This window comes from Bacillus sp. N447-1, from assembly GCF_022701035.1.
GTDB classification, from domain to species: domain Bacteria; phylum Bacillota; class Bacilli; order Bacillales; family Bacillaceae_G; genus Bacillus_A; species Bacillus_A cereus.
Genome location: NZ_CP065509.1, coordinates 4,703,312 through 4,725,990 on the forward strand (window position 1 = coordinate 4,703,312; position 22,679 = coordinate 4,725,990).

Consider the following 22,679-nt stretch of genomic DNA (forward strand, 5'->3'; position numbering starts at 1 on the left):
GTTGCATTCTACTTTTAATGATTATATACTACTGTTAGTACCTAGTCATAAAAATGGATGGTGCGGTATGAAAAAAAGAAGAAGTAAAAAAGAAAGACAAGAGTTATTACAACAAACAATCGAATCAAATCCTTTTATTACGGATGAAGATTTAGCGGAAAAATTTCAAGTGAGTATACAAACGGTACGACTTGATCGTATGGAATTGTCTATTCCTGAATTAAGAGAGAGAATTAAACATGTAGCTACAAAGCAACATGAAGAAGATGTGAAATCTTTACCGTTAGAAGAGGTTGTTGGAGAAATTATTGATATTGAATTAGATAGACATGCAATCTCTATCTTTGAAGTAAAGATAGAACATGTATTTAAAAGAAATCAAATCGCTCGTGGGCATCATCTGTTTGCGCAAGCAAACTCACTAGCTGTTGCGGTTATTGATGAAGAATTAGCTTTAACTGCAAAGTCTACCATTCGATACATTCGCCCTGTAAAATTAGGAGAGCGTGTTGTTGCAAAAGCGCGCGTTGAAGATGTAGAGAATGATAAAGGCCGGACGGTTGTCAAAGTGCGTAGCTTCGTTGGAGAAGAACTTGTTTTTACAGGCACTTTTGAAATGTATCGATCTAGTAATTATAGTGAGGAAGGTAACAACTTATGAAAATCGCAATAGATGCAATGGGCGGAGATCACGCTCCAAAGGCTGTAGTATTAGGGGCAATGAAAGCTATTAAGGAATATTCTGATTTACATATTACGTTAGTAGGGAAAGAAGAGGAAATTCGTCAATACTTAACCAGTGATGAACGAATTACTATTCTTCATACAGACGAAAAAATAGAATCAACGGAGGAACCAGTAAGAGCGGTTCGTCGAAAAAAACAAGCTTCAATGGTGCTTGCGGCACAACAAGTAAAGGATGGAGAAGCAGACGCTTGTATATCCGCAGGTAGTACAGGAGCTTTAATGGCAGCTGGATTATTTGTAGTCGGTCGTATGGAAGGAATTGAGAGACCAGCTTTATCGCCTACAATGCCAACTGTAGATGGAAAAGGTTTTGTTATGTTAGATGTTGGAGCAAATGTTGATGCAAAACCAATTCATTTATATCAATATGCAGTAATGGGATCTGTTTATGCTGAGAAGGTAAGAGGAATTGAAAATCCTCGCGTTGGACTATTAAACGTTGGAACAGAGGATGGAAAAGGAAACGAGCTTTCAAAGCAAGTATTTGCAATGCTTAAAGATGCGCCAATTAATTTCGTGGGGAACGTTGAATCAAGAGATTTATTGCAAGGTGTAGCAGATATTGTTGTATGTGATGGTTTTACAGGGAATGTAGCGTTGAAATCATTAGAGGGAACAGCACTTGCGCTATTCTCTATGTTGAAAGAACAGTTAATGAGTTCATTTACGAGCAAATTAGCAGCGGCGGTATTAAAGCCAAAACTTATGGTATTAAAAGATAAAATGGATTATTCGGAGTATGGAGGAGCTGCATTATTTGGATTGAAAGCACCTGTCATTAAGGCTCACGGTTCTTCTAATGATCAGTCGATATTTAGTGCGATTCGTCAAACGAGAGAAATGGTAGCGAAAGAAGTAATTCCTACGATTTCAAGCGTAATGGAGAAAGAGTCACTCCAATAAGAGGAGGATTTGAAATGGGAAAAATAGCATTTCTTTTTCCGGGCCAAGGTTCACAGGCAGTTGGAATGGGTAAACAATTAGCAGAGAATAATAAAGAGGTTGCAAAAGTGTTTGCAAAAGCAGATGAGGTGTTGGAAGATTCACTTTCAGAAGTGATTTTTGAAGGACCGCAGGAAAAGCTTACATTAACAACAAATGCGCAGCCTGCATTATTAACAACGAGTTTTGCTATTTTGACAGCTTTGAAAGAGTATGACATTACACCTGACTTTGTCGCTGGTCATAGTTTAGGTGAATATAGTGCTCTTGTAGCAGCTGGTGCATTAACTTTTGAAGATGCTGTATATGCTGTAAGGAAACGTGGCGAATATATGGAAGAAGCTGTTCCGGGCGGGGAAGGCGCAATGGCAGCTATATTAGGTGCTGACCCACATATGCTGAAACAAGTTACAGAAGAAGTAACAAGTGAAGGATATGCAGTGCAAATCGCTAATATGAATAGTACGAAGCAAATTGTGATTTCTGGAACGAAGCAAGGCGTAGAGGTTGCTTCTCAAAGAGCGAAAGAAAATGGTGCAAAGAGAGCGATTCCACTAAAAGTAAGTGGGCCATTCCATTCTTCACTTATGAAGCCGGCAGCTGAGAAGTTCCAAAGTGTTTTAAATGAAATTACAATTCATGACACGAATATTCCTGTTATTGCAAATGTTACGGCGGAAGTTATTACACGTGGTGCAGACATTCAAGAAAAGTTAATCGAACAGCTTTATTCGCCTGTATTATGGTACCCGTCTATTGAATATATGGTGAACCAGGGAGTAGATACATTTATTGAAATTGGACCTGGAAAAGTACTTGCTGGACTTATGAAGTCAATTGATTCATCAGTAAAAGCATATGCGATATACGATGAAGAGACATTAAAAGATACCATTTCAAATTTGAGAGGAGAAAACTGATGTTAAAAGGGAAGGTAGCATTAGTAACTGGCGCTTCACGTGGAATTGGTCGCGCGATTGCGATTGATTTAGCGAAACAAGGGGCAAATGTAGTAGTAAATTATGCTGGTAATGAACAAAAAGCAAATGAAGTAGTAGATGAAATTAAAAAATTAGGTTCTGATGCAATTGCGGTAAGAGCAGATGTTGCAAATGCTGATGATGTTACAAATATGGTGAAACAAACAGTAGATACATTTGGACAAGTTGATATTCTTGTAAATAATGCTGGTGTAACGAAAGATAATTTATTAATGCGTATGAAAGAAGAAGAATGGGATACAGTTATTAATACAAACTTAAAAGGTGTATTCTTATGTACAAAAGCAGTATCTCGTTATATGATGCGTCAACGTCACGGTAGAATTATAAACATCGCTTCGGTTGTTGGTGTTATAGGAAACCCAGGACAAGCTAACTATGTTGCTGCTAAAGCGGGTGTTATTGGATTAACAAAAACATCTGCAAAAGAGTTAGCAAGTCGAAATATTACAGTGAATGCAATTGCGCCGGGCTTTATTGCGACTGATATGACGGATGTACTAGATGAGAATATTAAAGCCGAAATGTTAAAAGTTATTCCAGCTGCTCAATTTGGTGAAGCGAAAGATATCGCGAATGCTGTAACGTTTTTTGCTTCTGATCAAAGCAAATATGTTACAGGTCAAACGTTAAATGTTGATGGCGGTATGGTAATGTAATAAAAGAATCGATTTCACCTAGTTTTTTTGGTCAATATTTAATATAATATTTGAGGGGAGGTGAATGGAATGGCAGATGTTTTAGAGCGCGTAACAAAAATCATCGTTGATCGTTTAGGAGTAGAAGAGACTGAGGTAGTACCAGCTGCAAGCTTCAAGGAAGATTTAGGAGCAGACTCCCTAGATGTAGTAGAACTTGTAATGCAATTAGAAGATGAATTCGAAATGGAAATTTCTGATGAAGATGCTGAAAAGATTGCTACTGTTGGCGATGCTGTGACTTACATAGAGAGTCATCTATAATGCTTAAGTGAAGTCCCGTTTTTTAGCGGGGCTTTCTGGCTTATATCTGGAGGGACCTATGCCGTACCGAAAATATAGAGAAAAAAAATACGAAACAAAATATCGTGAAGCATTTAAAGTGTTTCAAGAAAAGATAGGTATTACGTTTACAGATGAAAAATTATTGATTCAAGCATTTACGCATTCATCGTATGTGAATGAGCATCGAAAAAAACCGCATGAAGATAATGAGCGTCTTGAATTTCTTGGAGATGCAGTATTGGAACTGACTGTATCGCAGTATCTGTTTCAAAAATATCCGACAATGAGCGAAGGAGAGTTAACAAAACTACGTGCAGCTATTGTATGTGAGCCATCTCTTGTTCGTTTTGCGAACGAATTGTCATTTGGTAGCCTTGTTTTATTAGGAAAAGGTGAAGAAATGACAGGTGGACGTGAACGACCAGCTTTATTAGCGGATGTCTTTGAAGCGTTTATTGGTGCCCTTTATCTTGATCAAGGGCTAGAAACAGTTTGGGAATTCTTAAAAGAAATTGTATATCCGAAAATTAATGAGGGTGCTTTTTCTCATGTGATGGATTATAAGAGTCAGTTGCAAGAATTGATTCAGCGTGATGGCAGTGGCAATGTTGAGTATCAAATTTTGCAAGAAAAAGGACCAGCTCACAATCGAGAATTTGTGTCACGTGTTACGTTAAATAACGTAGCTTTAGGTCTTGGTAGTGGTAAGTCGAAAAAAGAAGCAGAGCAACAAGCTGCTGCAGAAGCATTGAAAAAATTAAAAGAACAACTATAAGGAATCCCCCTTTGAATGAGGGGGATTCCTTGTGCATAGAATGAAACTTTCTTTTTGTTTATAATGAAAAAGAAGGTAAATCCGTATAATACTTGTTTTTGTATAGAGAACATTTATAACGACGGAGAATAGGAGGAAGGCCTTTCGTGTTTTTAAAAAGATTAGAAATAGCAGGGTTTAAGTCTTTTGCTGAGCGTGTATCTGTTGATTTTGTCCCAGGTGTAACTTCTGTAGTAGGACCTAATGGAAGCGGGAAAAGTAATATTACTGATGCAATTCGCTGGGTACTTGGTGAACAATCTGCAAAATCATTACGTGGTGCAAAGATGGAGGATATTATTTTTGCAGGCAGTGATACGAGGAGAGCGGTTAATGTTGCTGAAGTAACAATAACTTTAAATAATGAAGATCAACGTTTACCAATTGAATACAATGAGGTGTGTGTAACACGTCGTGTATCTCGTTCAGGTGATAGTGATTTTTATATTAATAAACAATCATGTAGATTGAAAGATATTATCGATTTATTTATGGACTCTGGTATGGGAAGAGAAGCTTTTTCAATTATTAGCCAGGGGAAAGTGGAAGAGATTTTAAGTAGTAAGTCAGAAGAGCGTCGAGGTGTATTTGAAGAAGCGGCAGGCGTACTAAAATACAAACTTCGCAAAAAGAAAGCTGAAGGGAAATTAGCAGAAACACAAGAAAACTTAAATCGTGTACAAGATATAATTCATGAATTAAGTAGTCAAGTAGAACCTTTAGAAAGACAAGCTTCTATTGCGAAAGATTATCTTGAGAATAAAGAAGAATTAGAGAAAGTAGAAGCTGCGCTTATTGTCCATGAAATTGAAGAATTGCACGAGAAATGGGAAGCGCTTCGAAATCAGTTTGGGCATAATAAAAACGAAGAAGCTAAAATGTCAACGAATTTACAAAAAAGTGAAGAAGAGCTTGAGGAATTACGAGGACAATTACAAGCGGTAGATGAGTCTGTAGACTCGTTGCAAGAAGTACTTCTTCTTTCTAGTAAAGAGCTAGAAAAACTTGAAGGGCAGCGCGAGTTGTTAAAAGAGAGAAAGCAAAATGCTACGACGCATTGTGCGCAACTTGAGCAGTTAATTGTTGAATTAACAGAGAAAGCTAAAAGTTACGATGGTGAGATTGAGTCAAGTACAGAAGCTTTAATGCAATTTGTGAATGAAGTAAAAGAGTTGGAGCAAAAATTGCATGATAATGAGCAACTGCTTGCTACTTTTGCTGACAATTTAGAGGAACAGATTGAGAATTTAAAAGGTGACTATATTGAGCTTTTAAATCAACAAGCTAGTCATCGTAATGAATTATCTATGATTGAAGAACAATCTAAACAGCAAACGTCTAAAAACGAGCGTCTAGATGAAGAGAATGCGAAATATGTAGAAATGCGTATGGAAATTACAGCGAAAAAGACGAAACTTGTAGAAAGTTACGAACAAGCGAAAGAAAAAGTAGCTGGCATTCTCTCAAACATACAGAAGACAGAGGCGGCGCTTGGGAAATGTAAGACGCAGTATAGTGAAAATGAAACAAAACTGTATCAAGCATATCAATTTGTGCAACAGGCACGTTCTCGAAAAGAAATGCTTGAAGAGATGCAAGAAGATTATTCTGGATTCTATCAAGGTGTACGTGAAGTATTGAAAGCTAGAGAAAATAGGTTGCAAGGTATCGAGGGTGCTGTTGCGGAACTGTTAACGGTACCGAAAGAATACGAAGTTGCAATGGAAATTGCTCTAGGTGCAGCGATGCAGCATATTGTTGTACAAACAGAGGAGCATGCTCGTAATGCGATAGCATTTTTAAAGCAAAATAAACATGGACGTGCAACGTTTTTACCGCAAGCTGTTATTAAAAGCAGGTCTTTATCATTTGAGCAATTACGCATTGCAAATCAACACCCATCGTTTGTAGGTGTGGCGGCAGAACTTGTGCAGTACAACAATAAATATGAAAATGTAGTTTCAAATTTATTAGGTACGGTTATTGTTGCGAAAGATTTACGCGGAGCAAATGAGTTGGCGAAACAACTGCAATACCGTTATCGCATTGTAACAATCGAAGGTGATGTAGTGAATCCTGGCGGTTCTATGACTGGTGGGGCGGTAAAGCAAGCGAAATCTTCTTTATTAGGACGCCAACGTGAACTGGAAGAGTGGACTCGCAAGTTAACTGATATGGAAGAAAAAACAATGAAGTTAGAAAACTTTGTTAAAGCAGTAAAACAAGAGATTCAAGAAAAAGAAGTGAAAATACGCGAACTAAGGCAAACTGTAGAAGTAGATCGTGTAGATGAGCAGAAATTAAGAGAAGAGATTAATCGTCTAGAATTAGAAGAACATCGTATTAATGATCGATTGTCTATTTATGATTTAGAGATTGAAGGGTTTTTACAAGATCGAGTAAAAATGCAAGGGCGTAAAGAGGAGTTAGAAGGGATTTTAACGAATCTTCAAGCTGATATCACTAAGTTAGATAGTAAAATTGTAGCTTTAACAAAACAAAAAAGTGAGCAACATTCTTCGAAAGAAAAAGTTCAAAAAGAAATGACGGAGTTAAAAGTGCTGGTAGCTGAAAAGCAACAACGCTTATTTAATCAAAAAGAAAAAGTTGAACGATTGACGAAGGAAAAAGAAGAAACGGATGCGACACTTGTAAAAACGAAAGAGGATTTAGCGTTCTTAAAACAAGAAATGACATCTAATTCAAGTGGTGAAGAGCAAATTACGAATATGATTGAGAAGAAAGCATATGATCGTAATCAAACTTCAGAATTAATTCGCTCTCGTCGTGAACAACGTGTATCGTTGCAAGAGAGGGTAGAACATTTAGAGCGCAATTTGAAAGAAACGACAGGTAAACATAAATATATTCTTGAAATGTTGAAAGATCAAGAAGTGAGAATAAATCGACTTGATGTAGAGTTGGAAAATAGATTACAACATTTACGTGAAACATATACGATTTCATTTGAAGCGGCAAAACTAAAATATACAATGACAATGCCTGCAGAAGATGCGCGTAAGAAAGTAAAATTAATCAAATTATCTATAGAAGAGTTAGGTACAGTGAACCTAGGGGCAATTGATGAATATGAACGTGTAGCGGAGCGTCATACATTCTTACTAGAGCAGAGAGACGACCTAGAAGAAGCGAAAGCGACATTGCACCAGCTTATTACCGAAATGGATGAAGAAATGAAAAAACGCTTTTCTACTACGTTTGAAGGCATTAGAATGGAGTTTCAATCGGTATTCTCTGAATTATTTGGAGGCGGTAGAGCGGATTTAGTAATGACTAATCCAGAGGATTTACTAAATACGGGTATTGATATTGTAGCACAACCGCCAGGGAAGAAACTGCAGAACTTAGGTTTACTTTCAGGTGGAGAGCGTGCTTTAACAGCAATTGCGCTTTTATTTGGTATTTTAAAAGTACGCCCAGTACCATTCTGTGTACTAGATGAGGTAGAGGCAGCCCTTGATGAGGCGAATGTAGCTCGTTTTGCACAGTATTTAAAGAAATTCAGTAATGAGACGCAGTTTATTGTAATTACACATAGAAAAGGTACAATGGAAGAGTCTGATGTGTTGTACGGTGTAACAATGCAAGAATCAGGGGTATCTAAACTTGTTTCGGTTCGTTTAGACGCCGGAGAAGAACTTATTGCAAGTGAATAGGAAGGATGGGAAAGTATGAGTTTTTTTAAAAAACTAAAAGAAAAAATTTCAAAACAAACGGATACAGTTACAGAGAAATTTAAACAAGGATTAGAAAAAACGAGAAATTCATTTGCGGATAAAGTGAATGATTTAGTTTATCGTTACCGTAAAGTGGACGAAGATTTTTTTGAAGAGTTAGAAGAGATCTTAATCGGTGCAGACGTTGGCGTTGCGACGGTAATGGAATTAATTGACCAATTGAAAGAAGAAGTACAACGTCGTAACATTCAAGATCCAAAAGAAGTACAAGCTGTTATTTCAGAAAAACTAGTAGGAATTTACAAAGGCGACAGCGATTTTAGTAACGAAATTAATATGCAAGAGGACCAATTAACGGTTGTTTTATTTGTTGGTGTTAATGGTGTAGGAAAAACGACGACAATTGGTAAACTGGCGCATAAGTTTAAATCAGAAGGTAAGTCAGTCCTATTAGCGGCAGGAGACACATTCCGTGCTGGAGCGATTGAACAATTAGAAGTATGGGGCGATCGCGTTGGTGTAGAAGTGATTAAACAAGGATCTGGATCTGATCCAGCGGCGGTTATGTATGACGCTGTACAAGCTGCGAAAGCACGTAAGGTAGATGTATTACTATGTGACACAGCAGGACGCTTGCAAAATAAAGTAAATTTAATGAAAGAATTAGAGAAGGTGAAGCGTGTAATTGAGCGTGAAGTACCAGGTGCTCCTCATGAAGTATTACTTGTTATTGATGCAACAACAGGACAAAACGGTTTAAGCCAAGCGAAAACATTCCGTGAAGCAACGAATGTAACTGGTATTGTTTTAACGAAGTTAGATGGAACTGCTAAAGGTGGTATTGTATTAGCGATTCGTAACGAAATGGATGTACCAGTGAAGTTTGTTGGATTAGGAGAGCAAATGGATGACTTGCAACAGTTTGATCCAGAACAATATGTGTATGGTTTATTTGCGAACTTAGTAGAAACAGAAGAAGTATAAGTGAAAGGAGCGGTATTTCCGCTTCTTTTTCTATAAAAAATATATGATGTTAAGAAAAAAACTTGACACTCTTTTGGACTACATGTAAACTAATTCATGTAAAGGGAAATCACTTAACAAAGGATGATCCAACATGCTCGAAAAAACAACGAGAATGAACTATTTATTTGATTTTTATCAATCGTTGTTAACGCAAAAACAAAGAAGTTATATGTCGCTTTATTATCTAGATGATTTATCTCTTGGTGAAATTGCGGAAGAATTTGATGTAAGTCGCCAAGCCGTGTATGATAACATTAAACGGACTGAAGCGATGCTTGAAGAATATGAAGAAAAATTAGTATTACTTCAAAAGTTTCAAGAGCGACAGCGACTTGTTGCAAAGCTAAAACAGCTAATCAGCGAAGAAGAGCATGTGAATGAAGAAATGAAACAAGTTGTTGAAGCTATCGAAAAATTAGATTAGGAGGGCGGCAATATGGCATTTGAAGGATTAGCCGACCGACTTCAACAGACAATGCAAAAAATCCGCGGCAAAGGAAAAGTTTCTGAAGCCGATGTGAAAGAAATGATGAGAGAAGTTCGTCTAGCTCTTTTAGAAGCAGATGTTAACTTTAAAGTAGTAAAAGATTTTGTGAAGCGTGTGTCTGAACGTGCTGTCGGACAAGATGTAATGAAAAGTTTGACACCTGGACAACAAGTAATTAAAGTTGTACAGGAAGAACTTACAGAACTTATGGGCGGAGAGCAAAGCAAAATTGCTGTTGCTAATAAGCCACCGACTGTTATTATGATGGTTGGTCTGCAAGGTGCGGGTAAAACAACGACGACAGGTAAGCTTGCGAATTTGCTTCGTAAAAAGCATAACCGTAAACCGATGCTTGTTGCAGCGGATATTTACCGTCCAGCAGCGATTAAACAGCTTGAAACATTAGGGAAGCAATTGGACATGCCTGTATTCTCTTTAGGAGATCAAGTAAGTCCTGTTGAAATTGCGAAACAAGCGATTGCAAAAGCAAAAGAAGATCATCACGATTATGTTTTAATCGATACAGCGGGTCGCCTGCATATTGATGAAGAACTAATGGATGAATTAGCGAAAGTTAAAGAAGTTGCGAAACCGGATGAAATTTTCCTTGTTGTCGATGCGATGACGGGACAAGACGCGGTAAATGTTGCGCAAAGTTTCCATGAACAGTTAGGTTTAACAGGTGTTGTATTAACGAAATTAGATGGTGATACGCGCGGTGGTGCTGCATTATCTATTAAGGCTGTAACAAACACGCCGATTAAATTTGCTGGTATGGGTGAAAAACTAGATGCAATTGAAGCGTTCCATCCAGAGCGTATGGCATCCCGTATTTTAGGGATGGGCGATGTCTTAACATTGATTGAAAAAGCGCAAGCTACAGTTGATGAAGAGAAAGCGAAAGAACTTGAGCAAAAAATGCGTACGCTTTCGTTTACGCTTGACGATTTCCTAGAACAACTTGGACAAGTGCGTCAACTTGGGCCGCTTGATGAATTGTTAGGAATGCTTCCTGGTGCAAATAAAATTAAAGGGCTGAAAAATGCACAAGTTGATGAAAAACAAATTGGGCATATTGAGGCAATTATTCGTTCTATGACTAAATTAGAACGAGAACAACCGGAAATAATCAATGCTAGTCGCAAAAAGCGCATTGCCAAAGGTAGCGGTACAACTGTACAAGAAATCAATCGTCTAATTAAACAATTCGATGACATGAAAAAAATGATGAAGACGATGACGGGAATGCAAAAAGGTAAGAAAAAAGGACTAGGTGGATTGAAGTTTCCATTCATGTAAGGAAAAAAAGATGGCTCTGTTAAGAAAAAATACTTTACAAAGCAATAGTCTTTTTGCTAATATAATTATCTGTGTGAAATAAATTCGGAGGTGCTTTATAAATGGCAGTTAAAATTCGTTTAAAACGTATGGGAGCTAAAAAAACTCCTTTCTATCGTGTAGTTGTTGCAGATTCTCGTTCTCCTCGTGACGGACGTTTCATTGAGGAAATCGGAACTTACAATCCAGTTGCTCAACCAGCTGAAGTTAAGATCAACGAAGAAGCAGCATTAAAATGGTTAGGAAATGGTGCTAAACCATCTGATACAGTTCGTAACTTATTCTCTAACCAAGGTATCATGGAGAAATTCCACTTATCTAAACAAGGTAAGTAATTGAGGCAATGACTATGAAGAAGTTAGTCGAGACGATTGTCAAGCCTCTTGTCGATTATCCTGAAGATGTAAAAGTTACACAGGAACTTTGCAACGGAGAGATAAAGTATCGATTAACTGTACATCCTGAGGATGTTGGAAAAGTCATTGGAAAGCAAGGGAGAGTTGCGAAAGCGATTCGAATGCTCTTGTATTCAGTGGGACATCATAATGATGAAAAAGTAACACTGGAAATTCAATAAACGTAAAAAAGGGCGAGGAGTTATTCCTCTCCCTTTTTTAACATTTAAATAGAGAGTGCATGTTCCATCTGTGAAATGGAGATGCTTAATTTATATAGAAACCAGGGGTGACATACTATTTATGACAAAATGGTTTAACGTAGGGAAAATTGTAAATACTCATGGCGTAAGAGGAGAAATCCGTGTTATTTCTCGTACTGATTTTCCAGAAGAGCGATATAAAGTAGGAAACACGTTATACATATCGAATGAGAAAGGCACAGACTACCTTCCGGTGAAGGTAACTTCTCATCGCCAACATAAGACATTCGATTTATTAACATTTGAAGGATATAACAATGTAGATGAAGTAGAGAAGTTTAAAGGTTCTTTAATAAAAGTACCAGAAGAGCAGTTAGGTGAACTTGCTGAAGGTGAATACTACTATCATGAAATTATTGGTTGCAGTGTTGTAACGGAAGAAGGAGAAGCGCTAGGGACAATCAAAGAGATTCTATCTCCTGGTGCAAATGATGTTTGGGTAATTAAACGCCCGAAGGGTCAAGATCTCTTAATTCCTTATATCGATGACGTTGTACTTCAAGTTAATATTGAAAATAAATTAGTAACCATTCATGTAATGGAAGGGCTGCTATAATGAAAATTGATATTTTAACGTTGTTCCCAGACATGTTTACCGGTGTATTTGGATCTTCTATATTAAAGAAGGCACAAGAAAAAGAAGCGGTAAACCTTCGTGTTGTTAACTTTCGTGATTATACAACAAGTAAGCATAATAGTGTAGACGATTATCCTTACGGCGGAGGAGCTGGTATGGTGCTTACTCCTCAGCCTATTTTTGATGCTGTAGAAGATTTGACGAAAGAGACAGAGCGTAAGCCTAGAGTTGTCTTAATGTGTCCGCAGGGCGAAAGATTTACGCAGAAGAAAGCGGAAGAGCTTGCAGGGGAAGAACATTTGATCTTCGTATGTGGGCATTATGAAGGGTATGACGAACGAATTCGTGAGCATCTCGTAACGGATGAGATTTCTATTGGTGACTATGTATTAACGGGCGGAGAATTAGCCTCTATGGTTATTACTGATAGTGTTGTACGTCTCTTGCCAGGTGTGCTAGGAAATCATGCTTCACAAGTAGAGGATTCGTTTAGTACAGGTTTATTAGAGCATCCTCATTATACACGTCCGGCTGATTTTCGTGGTATGAAGGTACCGGATGTATTAATGTCAGGGAATCATAAAAACATTGATGAATGGCGACATAAGGAATCTTTGCGTCGAACGTATACGCGTAGACCGGATTTGTTAGATGAGAGAGAGTTATCTAAACAAGAGAAAAAATGGCTTGAGGAAATAAAGCGAGAGCAGTAATAACTTCATATATTTGCTATTGCAACAGGCCTAGTAATATGCTATTATAACATTTGTGCTACTGAAATCAGTAGCCGTATTAACGATGTTCCGCTGTAATTTATTAAGACTTTATAAGAGCATCTGTTTAAAGGAGAGAATTTAATATGCAACAATTAATCGCAGAAATTACAAAAGGCCAATTAAAAACTGACCTTCCTTCATTCCGTCCTGGTGACACTTTACGTGTACACGTAAAAGTTGTTGAGGGAACTCGTGAAAGAATTCAGCTTTTCGAAGGTGTTGTAATTAAACGTCGTGGTGGCGGAATCAGTGAAACATTCACAGTTCGTAAGATTTCTTACGGTGTAGGTGTTGAGCGTACATTCCCAGTTCACACGCCAAGAATCGCGAAAATCGAAGTACTTCGCCGTGGTAAAGTACGTCGTGCTAAGTTATACTACTTACGTAACCTTCGCGGTAAAAAAGCACGTATTAAAGAAATTCGATAAGACATGTATGGGAGCTTGTAAATGCACAAGCTCCCTTTTTCCAATCTATATGAAATTTTGGTATAATACGAGCAGTTTACATAACCGTGGAGGGGAAATGCATGAAAAAAGAGAAGAGTTCACTTTGGGAATGGATTAAGGCAATTTTGATTGCTGTTGTATTAGCTGGTGTTATTAGACAGTTTTTCTTTGCGCCAATTCTCGTAGACGGGGTATCGATGGCACCTACTTTACATGATCGTGATCGAATGATTGTGAATAAAATTGGTTATCACATTGGAGATCCAAAACGCTTTGATATTATCGTATTTCGAGCAACAGAAGATAAAGATTACATTAAGCGCATTATAGGCCTGCCAGGCGATGAAATAGAGTATCGTAATGATAAACTGTATGTTAACGGAAAGGCTTATGAGGAGCCGTATTTAGACAAGCAGAAAAAGCAAATTGCTGACGGACCGCTTACATATGATTTTAATCTTGAAGAAATGACAGGCAAGAAAACCGTTCCAAAAGATCAATTATTTGTTTTAGGTGATAATCGTCGTTTTAGTAAAGATAGCCGTTCAATCGGTACGATTTCAATGGATCAAGTAATTGGTAAAGCTAATATGTTATATTGGCCGTTAGAAGACGCACGTATTGTGAAATAAATGAAAAAGAAGGTGGCAACATGGTAATTCAATGGTTTCCAGGGCATATGGCGAAGGCTAGACGCCAAGTAACGGAGAAATTAAAATTAATTGATGTTGTAATTGAACTTGTAGATGCTCGATTACCATTATCATCTCGAAACCCAATGATTGATGAAATCATTACACATAAGCCAAGGCTTGTTGTTTTAAATAAAGCGGATATGGCGGATGATCGTTTAACAAAACAATGGATCGCATATTTTAAAGAAAAAGGCCATATGGCAATTTCGATTAACGCGCAAGCTGGACAAGGTATGAAGGAAATTGCAGCAGCTTGTAAAGTGCTTGTTAAAGAAAAATTTGATAAAATGGTTGCAAAAGGTATTAGACCGAGAGCGATTCGTGCATTAATTGTAGGTATACCAAATGTTGGTAAATCTACATTGATTAATAAATTGGCAAAGAAAAATATTGCTAAAACAGGAGATCGTCCAGGTGTGACAACAGCTCAACAATGGATTAAAGTTGGGAAGGAAATGGAATTGTTAGATACACCAGGTATTCTGTGGCCTAAATTTGAAGATCAATTAGTGGGTCTTCGTTTAGCGACAACGGGTGCAATTAAAGATTCAATTTTAAATTTACAAGATGTAGCTGTTTACGCATTACGTTTTATGGAGAAACATTATCCAGAACGCTTGAAAGAACGCTATAATTTAAATGAGATTCCAGAAGATATTGTGGAATTATTCGATGCAATTGGAAAAAATAGAGGCTGCTTAATGGGCGGCGGAATGATTGATTATGATAAGACATCTGAGCTTGTGCTTCGTGAGCTTCGTGGTGGCAAACTTGGAAAAATGACGTTTGAAACACCGGAAGAGTTTGGAGAGCAAGTGGAAGATGTGGAAAAAATAGAAGAAGTATAAGACGTGCGTTTGTGCGTCTTTTCTTTTTGGATATGTTTAAAAAGGAGCTTGTATAAATGCAAACTATGACGATAAAAGAAGCGGAAAATGTATTGAAAGAAATTATGAATGAAGAAGATGATCGCTTTCAACTGTTAATGAAAGATGATCGAAAAGGTGTTCAAAAGCTCGTTTTGAAGTGGTATAAACAAAAAGAGTTAGAACAGAAAGAAAAAGAGAAGTTTTTTGAAATGTCCAAGTATGAAAATGCTTTGCGTGAAAAAGGGGTCACATATATCGCGGGTATTGATGAAGTAGGGCGCGGGCCATTGGCTGGGCCTGTTGTGACGGCAGCTGTCGTTCTTCCTGAGGATTTTTATATTCCAGGGTTAAATGACTCGAAAAAGTTGAGTGAAGCGAAACGTGAGCGTTTTTATGATGAAATAAAAGTACAAGCAATTGCAATTGGAGTAGGAATTGTATCACCGCAAGTTATTGATGACATTAATATTTACCAAGCAACGAAACAAGCGATGTTAGATGCAGTTGCAAATTTATCTTGTACACCTCAACATTTATTAATTGATGCGATGAAGCTTCCTACACCAATTCCGCAAACATCAATTATTAAAGGTGATGCGAAAAGTGTTTCGATTTCAGCAGCATCCATTATAGCAAAAGTAACGAGAGATCGTATGATGAAAGAACTGGGAGAGAAGTATCCTGAATATGGATTTGAGCAACATATGGGATATGGCACAAAGCAACATTTAGAGGCAATTGAAGTGCATGGAGTACTAGATGAACACCGCAAGTCATTCGCACCAATTAAAGATATGATTCAAAAATAAGCTGTAAATATACAGCTTATTTTTTATTTTGGCATATAAACATTACTATTTTCGAAAAAGAATAAAGCGATTTCAGTTTTCTGACACTTTATTGTAGACAGCGTGCCAATCATCTTATACAATGGCAATGTAATGTTTTTTAAACATTAAAAAACTTTTCGAGTAAAACAGGAAAACAGGGGAGGATGGGACCATGAATATCCATGAGTACCAAGGTAAGGCAGTCCTTAGAAGCTATGGGGTTAGCGTTCCGAACGGGAAGGTTGCGTTTACAGTAGAAGAAGCTGTAGAAGCAGCGAAAGAATTAGGAACAGATGTATGTGTAGTGAAAGCACAAATTCACGCTGGTGGACGCGGCAAAGCTGGCGGAGTAAAAGTTGCGAAAAATTTAGATGAAGTTCGTACATATGCAGAAAGCATTTTAGGAACTACACTTGTGACACATCAAACAGGTCCTGAAGGTAAGGAAGTAAAACGCTTACTTATCGAAGAAGGTTGCGATATTAAAAAAGAATATTATGTAGGTCTAGTTTTAGATCGTGCAACTTCTCAAGTTGTTTTAATGGCGTCTGAAGAAGGCGGAACAGAAATTGAAGAAGTAGCAGAAAAAACACCTGAAAAAATCTTTAAAGAATATATTGATCCAGCAGTAGGCTTGCAAGGTTTCCAAGCGCGCCGAATTGCATTTAACATCAATATTCCAAAAGAGCTTGTAGGACAAGCTGTGAAGTTTATGATGGGCTTATATCGTGCGTTTATCGAAAAAGATTGCTCTATCGCTGAGATTAACCCACTTGTTACAACAGGCGAAGGTAAAGTTATGGCATTAGATGCAAAATTAAACTTTGATTCTAATGCGTTATATCGCCATAAAGACATTTTAGAGCTTCGTGATCTTGATGAAGAGGATTCAAAAGAAATTGAAGCTTCAAAATACGACTTAAACTACATTCCTTTAGATGGAAATATCGGTTGTATGGTTAATGGTGCAGGTCTAGCGATGGCTACAATGGATATCATTAAACATTACCACGGTGACCCAGCTAACTTCTTAGATGTTGGTGGCGGTGCAACTGCAGAAAAAGTTACAGAAGCATTCAAAATTATCCTTTCTGACAAAAATGTAAAAGGTATCTTCGTTAACATTTTTGGTGGCATTATGAAGTGTGATGTTATTGCAGAAGGTGTTATTGAAGCAACGAAACAAGTAGGTCTTGAGTTACCTTTAGTTGTACGTCTTGAAGGCACAAACGTAGAACTAGGTAAGAAAATTTTAAATGAGTCTGGCTTAAATATTGTTGCAGCAGAATCTATGGCAGACGGTGCACAAAAAATTGTTTCACTAGTGGGCTAATAGAAAGCGGGGGAGAAAAATGAGCGTATTAGTTAATAAAGATACAAAAGTTATTGTTCAAGGTATTACAGGTTCTCAAGGTTTATTCCATACAAAACAAATGATTGAATACGGTACGAAAATTGTCGGTGGTGTAACACCAGGTAAGGGCGGCACTGATATTGAAGGTGTACCAGTATTTGATACAGTAGAAGATGCAGTGAAAGCAACAGGCGCAAACGCTTCAGTTGTATACGTTCCACCCGCTTTTGCGGCAGATGCAATTATGGAAGCTGTTGATGCAGAAATTGATTTAGTAGTATGTATTACTGAAGGGATTCCTGTATTAGATATGGTAAACGTAAAGAGATATATGGCGGGTAAACATACACGTTTACTTGGACCAAACTGCCCAGGTGTAATCACACCAGATGAATGTAAGATTGGTATTATGCCAGGATATATTCATAAAAAAGGTCATGTTGGTATCGTATCTCGCTCTGGTACATTAACTTATGAAGCTGTACATCAGTTAACACAAGAAGGTATTGGCCAATCTACTGCTGTAGGTATCGGCGGAGACCCTGTTAACGGTACAGACTTTATTGATGCGTTAAAAGCATTTAATGAAGATGAAGAAACACATGCTGTAATTATGATTGGTGAAATCGGCGGTACAGCAGAAGAAGAGGCAGCTGAATGGGTAAAAGCTAATATGACAAAACCTGTCGTAGGCTTCATTGGTGGTCAAACAGCGCCTGCTGGCAAACGTATGGGCCATGCTGGTGCAATCATTTCTGGCGGTAAAGGAACTGCTGCTGAAAAGATTAAAACAATGGAAGCTTGTGGCATTAAAGTAGCTGAAACTCCAGCAGTTATGGGAGAAACGCTAATCTCTGTTTTAAAAGAAAAAGGTTTATTTGAGACTTGTAAAAACTATTAATCTGTTGAAAGACACCTTCTTACTTGAGGGTGTCTTTTTACACTTTTTTCTGTTTACATAATAAAAATTATGGGTAAGGAGAATCAAGATGAAAAGAGAGAGATTATTACATGTTCATTACTTGCTAGTAGATTATTGGAAAGCGATGGAGAGGCTACTATATGTCGATCCAGAATTAAAGAACATATATAATTTTAACGAAAAACAAATGGAACACTACACTGGAATATCCTCGAAAAAATCTTCAGAACTAGTAAAATTTCTTCAAAATTCAAATCTTCCGCAATATATATCTTATTTAGAGAGAAATCGTATTTTTTATATAACGATATGGGATGAAGATTATCCGCAATTATTACGTGAAATACAAGACCCTCCCTTCGTTTTATATGGAAAAGGAGAGAAAGATTTCCTGAATAAAGTAAATAAATTAGCAGTTGTTGGAACGAGAGAACCATCATTATATGGTTATGAGAGTTTGAAGTTTATTTTACACCCTTTATTAGAAAGAGAGTGGCTTATTGTCAGTGGGTTTGCAAAAGGGATAGATACAATGTCTCATGAGATTACAGTAAGGCATCATTGCCCGACTATTGCGATATTAGGGCATGGATTGTCTTTTATGTACCCGAAAGAAAATAGACATTTATATGAAATGTGGAAGGAATATATATTGTTATTGACAGAGTATCCGCCGCACTATGCACCGAAAAAATGGTATTTTCCAAAAAGGAACCGGATTATTAGTGGTATAAGTAAAGGTGTTTTAGTTGTAGAAGCGAAATCGAGAAGTGGAACACTTATTACTGCAGACCTTGCGTTAGAGCAAAATAGAGAGGTGTTTGCGCTTCCTGGACCTATATTTGTAGAGGGGGCATCGGGAACGAATCATCTTATTCAGCAAGGAGCAAAACTAGTAAGAAATGCAGAAGATATCTTGGAAGAGATTTTAAATTAACCTTATATTTTTATGTTTTTATTAAACAATTATTGACAAATGGTAGATTGGCACTGTATGGTATATTCATTCTTGATTGACAAAAACAAGAGAAATCAATAAGATTAATGAAGACTTGAATCCACCTCTTAAGGAGGCACTAGCATGTCAGATTACCTCGTAATCGTGGAGTCGCCTTCTAAGGCGAAGACCATTGAGAAATATTTAGGGAAAAAATACAAAGTTGTCGCGTCTATGGGACATGTTCGCGATTTGCCAAAAAGTCAAATGGGGATAGAAGTAAAGAACAACTTCACCCCGAAGTATATTACCATTCGTGGTAAAGGTCCCGTCTTAAAAGATTTAAAATCAGCGGCGAAAAAAGCAAAGAAAGTCTATCTCGCGGCCGATCCAGACCGTGAAGGGGAAGCGATTGCTTGGCATTTAGCGAATACGTTAAATGTGGACGTTGAATCAGATTGTCGGGTTGTGTTTAATGAGATTACGAAAGATGCAATCAAAGAATCATTTAAACATCCTCGTGCAATTAATATGGATTTAGTGGATGCACAACAAGCAAGACGTATACTTGATCGTCTTGTTGGTTACAATATTAGTCCTTTATTATGGAAGAAAGTAAAAAAAGGATTAAGTGCAGGGCGTGTACAATCTGTAGCAGTTCGTTTAATCATCGAGCGTGAAAGGGAAATTCAAAACTTTGAACCTGAAGAATTCTGGACAATTAAAACAGAATTTGTAAAAGGAAAAGACACATTTGAAGCAAGCTTTTACGGTGTAGATGGTGAAAAAGTTCAATTAACAAATGAAACGCAAGTGAATGAAATAATTGAACAGATGAAAGACAATGCGTTTTCAGTTGAAAATGTAACGCGCAAAGAGCGAAAACGTAATCCTGCATTACCGTTTACAACATCTTCCTTGCAACAAGAAGCAGCACGTAAGTTAAACATGCGAGCAAAGAAAACAATGATGCTTGCACAGCAATTGTATGAAGGGATAGATCTTGGAAAACAAGGAACTGTAGGTCTTATTACGTATATGAGAACTGATTCAACACGTATCTCAGAAACAGCTCAAACAGAGGCTCGTACTTACATCACTGAAGCGTATGGTACGGAATACATAGGAACAGAAAAGAAGAAAGAAACGAAAAAGTCAAATGCACAAGATGCGCATGAGGCAATTCGTCCTACTTCAGTAATGAGAAAGCCAGAGGAACTAAAAAGTTTCTTAGGTCGTGATCAACTTCGATTATATAAATTGATTTGGGAGCGATTTGTTGCAAGTCAAATGGCGTCTGCTATAATGGATACTGTGACAGCGAGACTCATTAATAACAATGTTCAGTTCCGTGCAAGTGGATCGGTTGTAAAGTTCCCAGGATTTATGAAAGTGTATGTAGAGTCAAAAGATGATGGTGCTGAAGAAAAGGATAAGATGTTGCCACCTTTAGAAGTAGGGGAAACTGTATTTTCAAAGGATTTAGAACCAAAGCAACATTTTACACAACCTCCTCCGCGCTATACAGAGGCTCGCCTAGTAAGAACACTTGAAGAACTTGGAATTGGAAGACCGTCAACATATGTACCTACACTTGAAACAATTCAAAAGCGTGGGTATGTAGGTTTGGATAATAAACGCTTCGTTCCGACTGAACTTGGTGAAATAGTAATTGAACTTATTTTAGAGTTTTTCCCAGAAATTATTAACATTGAATTTACTGCCAATATGGAGCAAAGCCTTGATGAAGTAGAAGAAGGAAATGCGAATTGGGTAAAAATTGTTGATGATTTCTACGTAGGTTTTGAACCGCGTTTAGAAAAAGCGGAAAAAGAAATGCGTGAAGTGGAAATTAAAGATGAACCAGCTGGGGAAGATTGTGAATTATGTAATCACCCAATGGTCTTTAAAATGGGTAAATACGGGAAATTTATGGCTTGCTCGAATTTCCCAGATTGTCGTAATACAAAGCCGATTGTGAAAGAAATCGGTGTTACTTGTCCAAAGTGTGATAAGGGTCAAATTATTGAACGCCGTAGTAATAAAAAGAAACGTCTTTTCTATGGGTGCGGTACGTATCCGGAATGCGACTTTGTATCTTGGGATAAGCCAATTGGTCGTAAGTGTCCGAAGTGCGAAGGCATGCTTGTAGAGAAAAAGTTGAAAAAAGGCGTGCAAGTACAATGTATTTCGTGCGATTATGAAGAAGAACAACAAATGTGAGCGTAACTGCTCACATTTTTTTCGGGAAGAAAAGGAAAGGTGATATAAATGACAACACAAGTAGTAAACGTCATTGGCGCAGGTCTTGCAGGAAGTGAAGCAGCTTACCAAATTGCAAAACGTGGTGTCCAAGTTAGATTATATGAAATGAGACCGGTAAGGCAAACGCCAGCTCATCACACAGATAAATTCGCTGAATTAGTATGTAGTAACTCACTTCGTGCAAACACTTTAACAAATGCAGTTGGAGTTATTAAAGAGGAAATGCGCTTAATGGATTCTGTAATTATTCGTGCGGCGGATGAGTGCTCTGTACCAGCTGGAGGTGCTTTAGCTGTAGATCGTCATGAGTTCGCAGCTAAAGTAACAGAATATGTAAAGAACCATCCAAATGTAACTGTAATGAATGAAGAAATTACAGATATTCCAGAGGGACCGACAATTATTGCTACAGGTCCATTAACATCTCCTGATCTTTCTGCAAAATTGAAAGAATTAACAGGAGAAGATTATTTCTACTTCTATGATGCTGCAGCCCCAATCGTAGAAAAAGACAGCATTGACATGAATAAAGTGTATTTAAAATCGCGTTATGACAAAGGTGAAGCTGCATATTTAAATTGCCCAATGACAGAAGAAGAGTTTGATCGTTTTTATGAGGCTCTAATTGCTGCTGAGACAGTGCCTTTAAAAGAGTTTGAAAAAGAAATTTTCTTTGAAGGTTGTATGCCAGTAGAAGTTATGGCAAGTAGAGGGAGACAGACGTTAGTATTTGGACCTATGAAACCTGTTGGATTGGAAGATCCCAAAACAGGGAAAACGCCATATGCTGTTGTTCAGTTACGTCAAGATGATGCAGCGGGAACTTTATACAATATCGTAGGTTTCCAAACTCATTTAAAGTGGGGACCGCAAAAAGAAGTGCTACAGTTAATTCCGGGATTGGAAAATGCAGAGATTGTACGTTATGGTGTAATGCATCGTAATACGTTTATTAATTCACCTAATTTGCTTCGTCCAACATATCAATATAAACAACGTGATGATTTATTCTTCGCTGGTCAAATGACTGGAGTAGAGGGATATGTTGAATCAGCAGCATCAGGATTATTAGCAGGAATTAATGCTGCGCGTCTTGTGCAAGGTGAAGAGCCAGTTGTATTACCGCCAGTAACTGCGATGGGTAGCATGGCAAATTACATTACGGCAACGAACGCTAAAAACTTCCAGCCGATGAATGCGAACTTCGGTCTATTTGCACCGTTAGAGAAGAAGATTAAAAAGAAAGTAGAACGAAATGAAGCGTACGCAGCACGCGCTTTAGAAACGATTCGAAATTTTGTAAATATTTAG

At 37.6% G+C, this 22,679-nt stretch carries 23 protein-coding genes; all 23 read left to right on the forward strand.

Translation table 11 applies throughout. From position 1 onward, the window contains the following. Nucleotides 1–67: 67 nt before the first annotated feature. The 23 genes from fapR (at nucleotide 68) to trmFO (ending at nucleotide 22,679) form a co-directional block, all read left to right on the forward strand. Nucleotides 68–661 carry a transcription factor FapR gene (fapR, locus tag IQ781_RS24185; RefSeq protein ID WP_000747348.1) on the forward strand — a complete coding sequence of 198 codons (594 nt, stop codon included), beginning with the start codon at nucleotides 68–70 and terminating at the stop codon, nucleotides 659–661. Next, nucleotides 658–1,650 carry a phosphate acyltransferase PlsX gene (gene plsX, locus IQ781_RS24190; RefSeq protein WP_063220787.1) on the forward strand — a complete coding sequence of 331 codons (993 nt, stop codon included), beginning with the start codon at nucleotides 658–660 and terminating at the stop codon, nucleotides 1,648–1,650. The genes fapR and plsX overlap by 4 nt, the downstream gene beginning before the upstream one ends. 14 nt (nucleotides 1,651–1,664) lie before the next feature. After that, entirely contained in the window at nucleotides 1,665–2,609 is a 945-nt protein-coding gene (fabD, locus tag IQ781_RS24195; protein ID WP_000515899.1) for an ACP S-malonyltransferase, read from the forward strand. Further along, entirely contained in the window at nucleotides 2,609–3,349 is a 741-nt protein-coding gene (fabG, locus tag IQ781_RS24200) for a 3-oxoacyl-[acyl-carrier-protein] reductase (protein WP_000911773.1), read from the forward strand. The genes fabD and fabG overlap by 1 nt, the downstream gene beginning before the upstream one ends. Nucleotides 3,350–3,418: 69 nt before the next feature. After that, nucleotides 3,419–3,652, forward strand: coding sequence for an acyl carrier protein (gene acpP, locus IQ781_RS24205; protein WP_000786062.1), 234 nt, complete (start codon nucleotides 3,419–3,421; stop codon nucleotides 3,650–3,652). A 58-nt stretch (nucleotides 3,653–3,710) separates the two neighbouring features. Next, the gene (gene rncS, locus IQ781_RS24210; protein ID WP_001146875.1) at nucleotides 3,711–4,448 is read left to right on the forward strand and encodes a ribonuclease III; all 738 of its coding nucleotides are present in this window, start codon (nucleotides 3,711–3,713) and stop codon (nucleotides 4,446–4,448) included. Between the two features lie 146 nt (nucleotides 4,449–4,594). Beyond that, on the forward strand, nucleotides 4,595–8,164 hold the full coding sequence (gene smc, locus IQ781_RS24215) for a chromosome segregation protein SMC (protein WP_000478973.1): 3,570 nt from the start codon (nucleotides 4,595–4,597) through the stop codon (nucleotides 8,162–8,164). A gap of 15 nt (nucleotides 8,165–8,179) precedes the next feature. Then, the gene (gene ftsY, locus IQ781_RS24220) at nucleotides 8,180–9,169 is read left to right on the forward strand and encodes a signal recognition particle-docking protein FtsY (protein WP_000007655.1); all 990 of its coding nucleotides are present in this window, start codon (nucleotides 8,180–8,182) and stop codon (nucleotides 9,167–9,169) included. Between the two features lie 133 nt (nucleotides 9,170–9,302). Then, nucleotides 9,303–9,635: a putative DNA-binding protein gene (locus IQ781_RS24225; protein ID WP_000891062.1), complete on the forward strand. Its 333-nt coding sequence runs from the start codon at nucleotides 9,303–9,305 to the stop codon at nucleotides 9,633–9,635. A gap of 12 nt (nucleotides 9,636–9,647) precedes the next feature. After that, nucleotides 9,648–10,997, forward strand: a complete 1,350-nt coding sequence (gene ffh, locus IQ781_RS24230) for a signal recognition particle protein (protein ID WP_000863460.1) — start codon at nucleotides 9,648–9,650, stop codon at nucleotides 10,995–10,997. 101 nt (nucleotides 10,998–11,098) lie between these two features. After that, the gene (rpsP, locus tag IQ781_RS24235) at nucleotides 11,099–11,371 is read left to right on the forward strand and encodes a 30S ribosomal protein S16 (protein WP_000268750.1); all 273 of its coding nucleotides are present in this window, start codon (nucleotides 11,099–11,101) and stop codon (nucleotides 11,369–11,371) included. A gap of 14 nt (nucleotides 11,372–11,385) precedes the next feature. Next, nucleotides 11,386–11,613, forward strand: a complete 228-nt coding sequence (locus IQ781_RS24240; RefSeq protein ID WP_000737401.1) for a KH domain-containing protein — start codon at nucleotides 11,386–11,388, stop codon at nucleotides 11,611–11,613. 121 nt (nucleotides 11,614–11,734) lie between these two features. Further along, on the forward strand, nucleotides 11,735–12,250 hold the full coding sequence (gene rimM, locus IQ781_RS24245) for a ribosome maturation factor RimM (RefSeq protein WP_000170278.1): 516 nt from the start codon (nucleotides 11,735–11,737) through the stop codon (nucleotides 12,248–12,250). After that, the gene (gene trmD / locus IQ781_RS24250; RefSeq protein ID WP_000686903.1) at nucleotides 12,250–12,984 is read left to right on the forward strand and encodes a tRNA (guanosine(37)-N1)-methyltransferase TrmD; all 735 of its coding nucleotides are present in this window, start codon (nucleotides 12,250–12,252) and stop codon (nucleotides 12,982–12,984) included. The genes rimM and trmD overlap by 1 nt, the downstream gene beginning before the upstream one ends. A gap of 146 nt (nucleotides 12,985–13,130) precedes the next feature. After that, nucleotides 13,131–13,475, forward strand: coding sequence for a 50S ribosomal protein L19 (rplS, locus tag IQ781_RS24255; RefSeq protein WP_001186516.1), 345 nt, complete (start codon nucleotides 13,131–13,133; stop codon nucleotides 13,473–13,475). Nucleotides 13,476–13,576: 101 nt separating this feature from the next. Continuing rightward, complete coding sequence (gene lepB / locus IQ781_RS24260; protein ID WP_000711853.1) at nucleotides 13,577–14,128, forward strand: signal peptidase I; 552 nt, start codon at nucleotides 13,577–13,579, stop codon at nucleotides 14,126–14,128. 20 nt (nucleotides 14,129–14,148) lie between these two features. After that, nucleotides 14,149–15,039, forward strand: a complete 891-nt coding sequence (gene ylqF, locus IQ781_RS24265; RefSeq protein ID WP_000236704.1) for a ribosome biogenesis GTPase YlqF — start codon at nucleotides 14,149–14,151, stop codon at nucleotides 15,037–15,039. Between the two features lie 56 nt (nucleotides 15,040–15,095). Beyond that, nucleotides 15,096–15,869, forward strand: a complete 774-nt coding sequence (locus IQ781_RS24270; protein WP_001194265.1) for a ribonuclease HII — start codon at nucleotides 15,096–15,098, stop codon at nucleotides 15,867–15,869. 193 nt (nucleotides 15,870–16,062) lie between these two features. After that, on the forward strand, nucleotides 16,063–17,223 hold the full coding sequence (sucC, locus tag IQ781_RS24275; protein WP_001020791.1) for an ADP-forming succinate--CoA ligase subunit beta: 1,161 nt from the start codon (nucleotides 16,063–16,065) through the stop codon (nucleotides 17,221–17,223). A gap of 19 nt (nucleotides 17,224–17,242) precedes the next feature. Further along, nucleotides 17,243–18,145: a succinate--CoA ligase subunit alpha gene (gene sucD, locus IQ781_RS24280; RefSeq protein ID WP_000115178.1), complete on the forward strand. Its 903-nt coding sequence runs from the start codon at nucleotides 17,243–17,245 to the stop codon at nucleotides 18,143–18,145. An 88-nt stretch (nucleotides 18,146–18,233) separates the two neighbouring features. Further along, a complete protein-coding gene (gene dprA / locus IQ781_RS24285) occupies nucleotides 18,234–19,103 on the forward strand; it encodes a DNA-processing protein DprA (protein ID WP_139846733.1) in 870 nt (289 codons plus the stop codon). 144 nt (nucleotides 19,104–19,247) lie between these two features. Next, nucleotides 19,248–21,326, forward strand: coding sequence for a type I DNA topoisomerase (gene topA / locus IQ781_RS24290; RefSeq protein ID WP_001286963.1), 2,079 nt, complete (start codon nucleotides 19,248–19,250; stop codon nucleotides 21,324–21,326). Between the two features lie 48 nt (nucleotides 21,327–21,374). After that, nucleotides 21,375–22,679 carry an FADH(2)-oxidizing methylenetetrahydrofolate--tRNA-(uracil(54)-C(5))-methyltransferase TrmFO gene (gene trmFO / locus IQ781_RS24295; RefSeq protein WP_000213003.1) on the forward strand — a complete coding sequence of 435 codons (1,305 nt, stop codon included), beginning with the start codon at nucleotides 21,375–21,377 and terminating at the stop codon, nucleotides 22,677–22,679.

Coding starts and splice junctions, on each gene's coding strand:
- fapR (WP_000747348.1), top strand. CDS start 68: ATGAAAAAAAGAAGAAGTAAAAAAGAAAGACAAGAGTTATTACAACAA.
- plsX (WP_063220787.1), top strand. CDS start 658: ATGAAAATCGCAATAGATGCAATGGGCGGAGATCACGCTCCAAAGGCT.
- fabD (WP_000515899.1), top strand. CDS start 1,665: ATGGGAAAAATAGCATTTCTTTTTCCGGGCCAAGGTTCACAGGCAGTT.
- fabG (WP_000911773.1), top strand. CDS start 2,609: ATGTTAAAAGGGAAGGTAGCATTAGTAACTGGCGCTTCACGTGGAATT.
- acpP (WP_000786062.1), top strand. CDS start 3,419: ATGGCAGATGTTTTAGAGCGCGTAACAAAAATCATCGTTGATCGTTTA.
- rncS (WP_001146875.1), top strand. CDS start 3,711: ATGCCGTACCGAAAATATAGAGAAAAAAAATACGAAACAAAATATCGT.
- ftsY (WP_000007655.1), top strand. CDS start 8,180: ATGAGTTTTTTTAAAAAACTAAAAGAAAAAATTTCAAAACAAACGGAT.
- IQ781_RS24225 (WP_000891062.1), top strand. CDS start 9,303: ATGCTCGAAAAAACAACGAGAATGAACTATTTATTTGATTTTTATCAA.
- ffh (WP_000863460.1), top strand. CDS start 9,648: ATGGCATTTGAAGGATTAGCCGACCGACTTCAACAGACAATGCAAAAA.
- rpsP (WP_000268750.1), top strand. CDS start 11,099: ATGGCAGTTAAAATTCGTTTAAAACGTATGGGAGCTAAAAAAACTCCT.
- IQ781_RS24240 (WP_000737401.1), top strand. CDS start 11,386: ATGAAGAAGTTAGTCGAGACGATTGTCAAGCCTCTTGTCGATTATCCT.
- rimM (WP_000170278.1), top strand. CDS start 11,735: ATGACAAAATGGTTTAACGTAGGGAAAATTGTAAATACTCATGGCGTA.
- trmD (WP_000686903.1), top strand. CDS start 12,250: ATGAAAATTGATATTTTAACGTTGTTCCCAGACATGTTTACCGGTGTA.
- rplS (WP_001186516.1), top strand. CDS start 13,131: ATGCAACAATTAATCGCAGAAATTACAAAAGGCCAATTAAAAACTGAC.
- lepB (WP_000711853.1), top strand. CDS start 13,577: ATGAAAAAAGAGAAGAGTTCACTTTGGGAATGGATTAAGGCAATTTTG.
- ylqF (WP_000236704.1), top strand. CDS start 14,149: ATGGTAATTCAATGGTTTCCAGGGCATATGGCGAAGGCTAGACGCCAA.
- IQ781_RS24270 (WP_001194265.1), top strand. CDS start 15,096: ATGCAAACTATGACGATAAAAGAAGCGGAAAATGTATTGAAAGAAATT.
- sucC (WP_001020791.1), top strand. CDS start 16,063: ATGAATATCCATGAGTACCAAGGTAAGGCAGTCCTTAGAAGCTATGGG.
- sucD (WP_000115178.1), top strand. CDS start 17,243: ATGAGCGTATTAGTTAATAAAGATACAAAAGTTATTGTTCAAGGTATT.
- dprA (WP_139846733.1), top strand. CDS start 18,234: ATGAAAAGAGAGAGATTATTACATGTTCATTACTTGCTAGTAGATTAT.
- topA (WP_001286963.1), top strand. CDS start 19,248: ATGTCAGATTACCTCGTAATCGTGGAGTCGCCTTCTAAGGCGAAGACC.
- trmFO (WP_000213003.1), top strand. CDS start 21,375: ATGACAACACAAGTAGTAAACGTCATTGGCGCAGGTCTTGCAGGAAGT.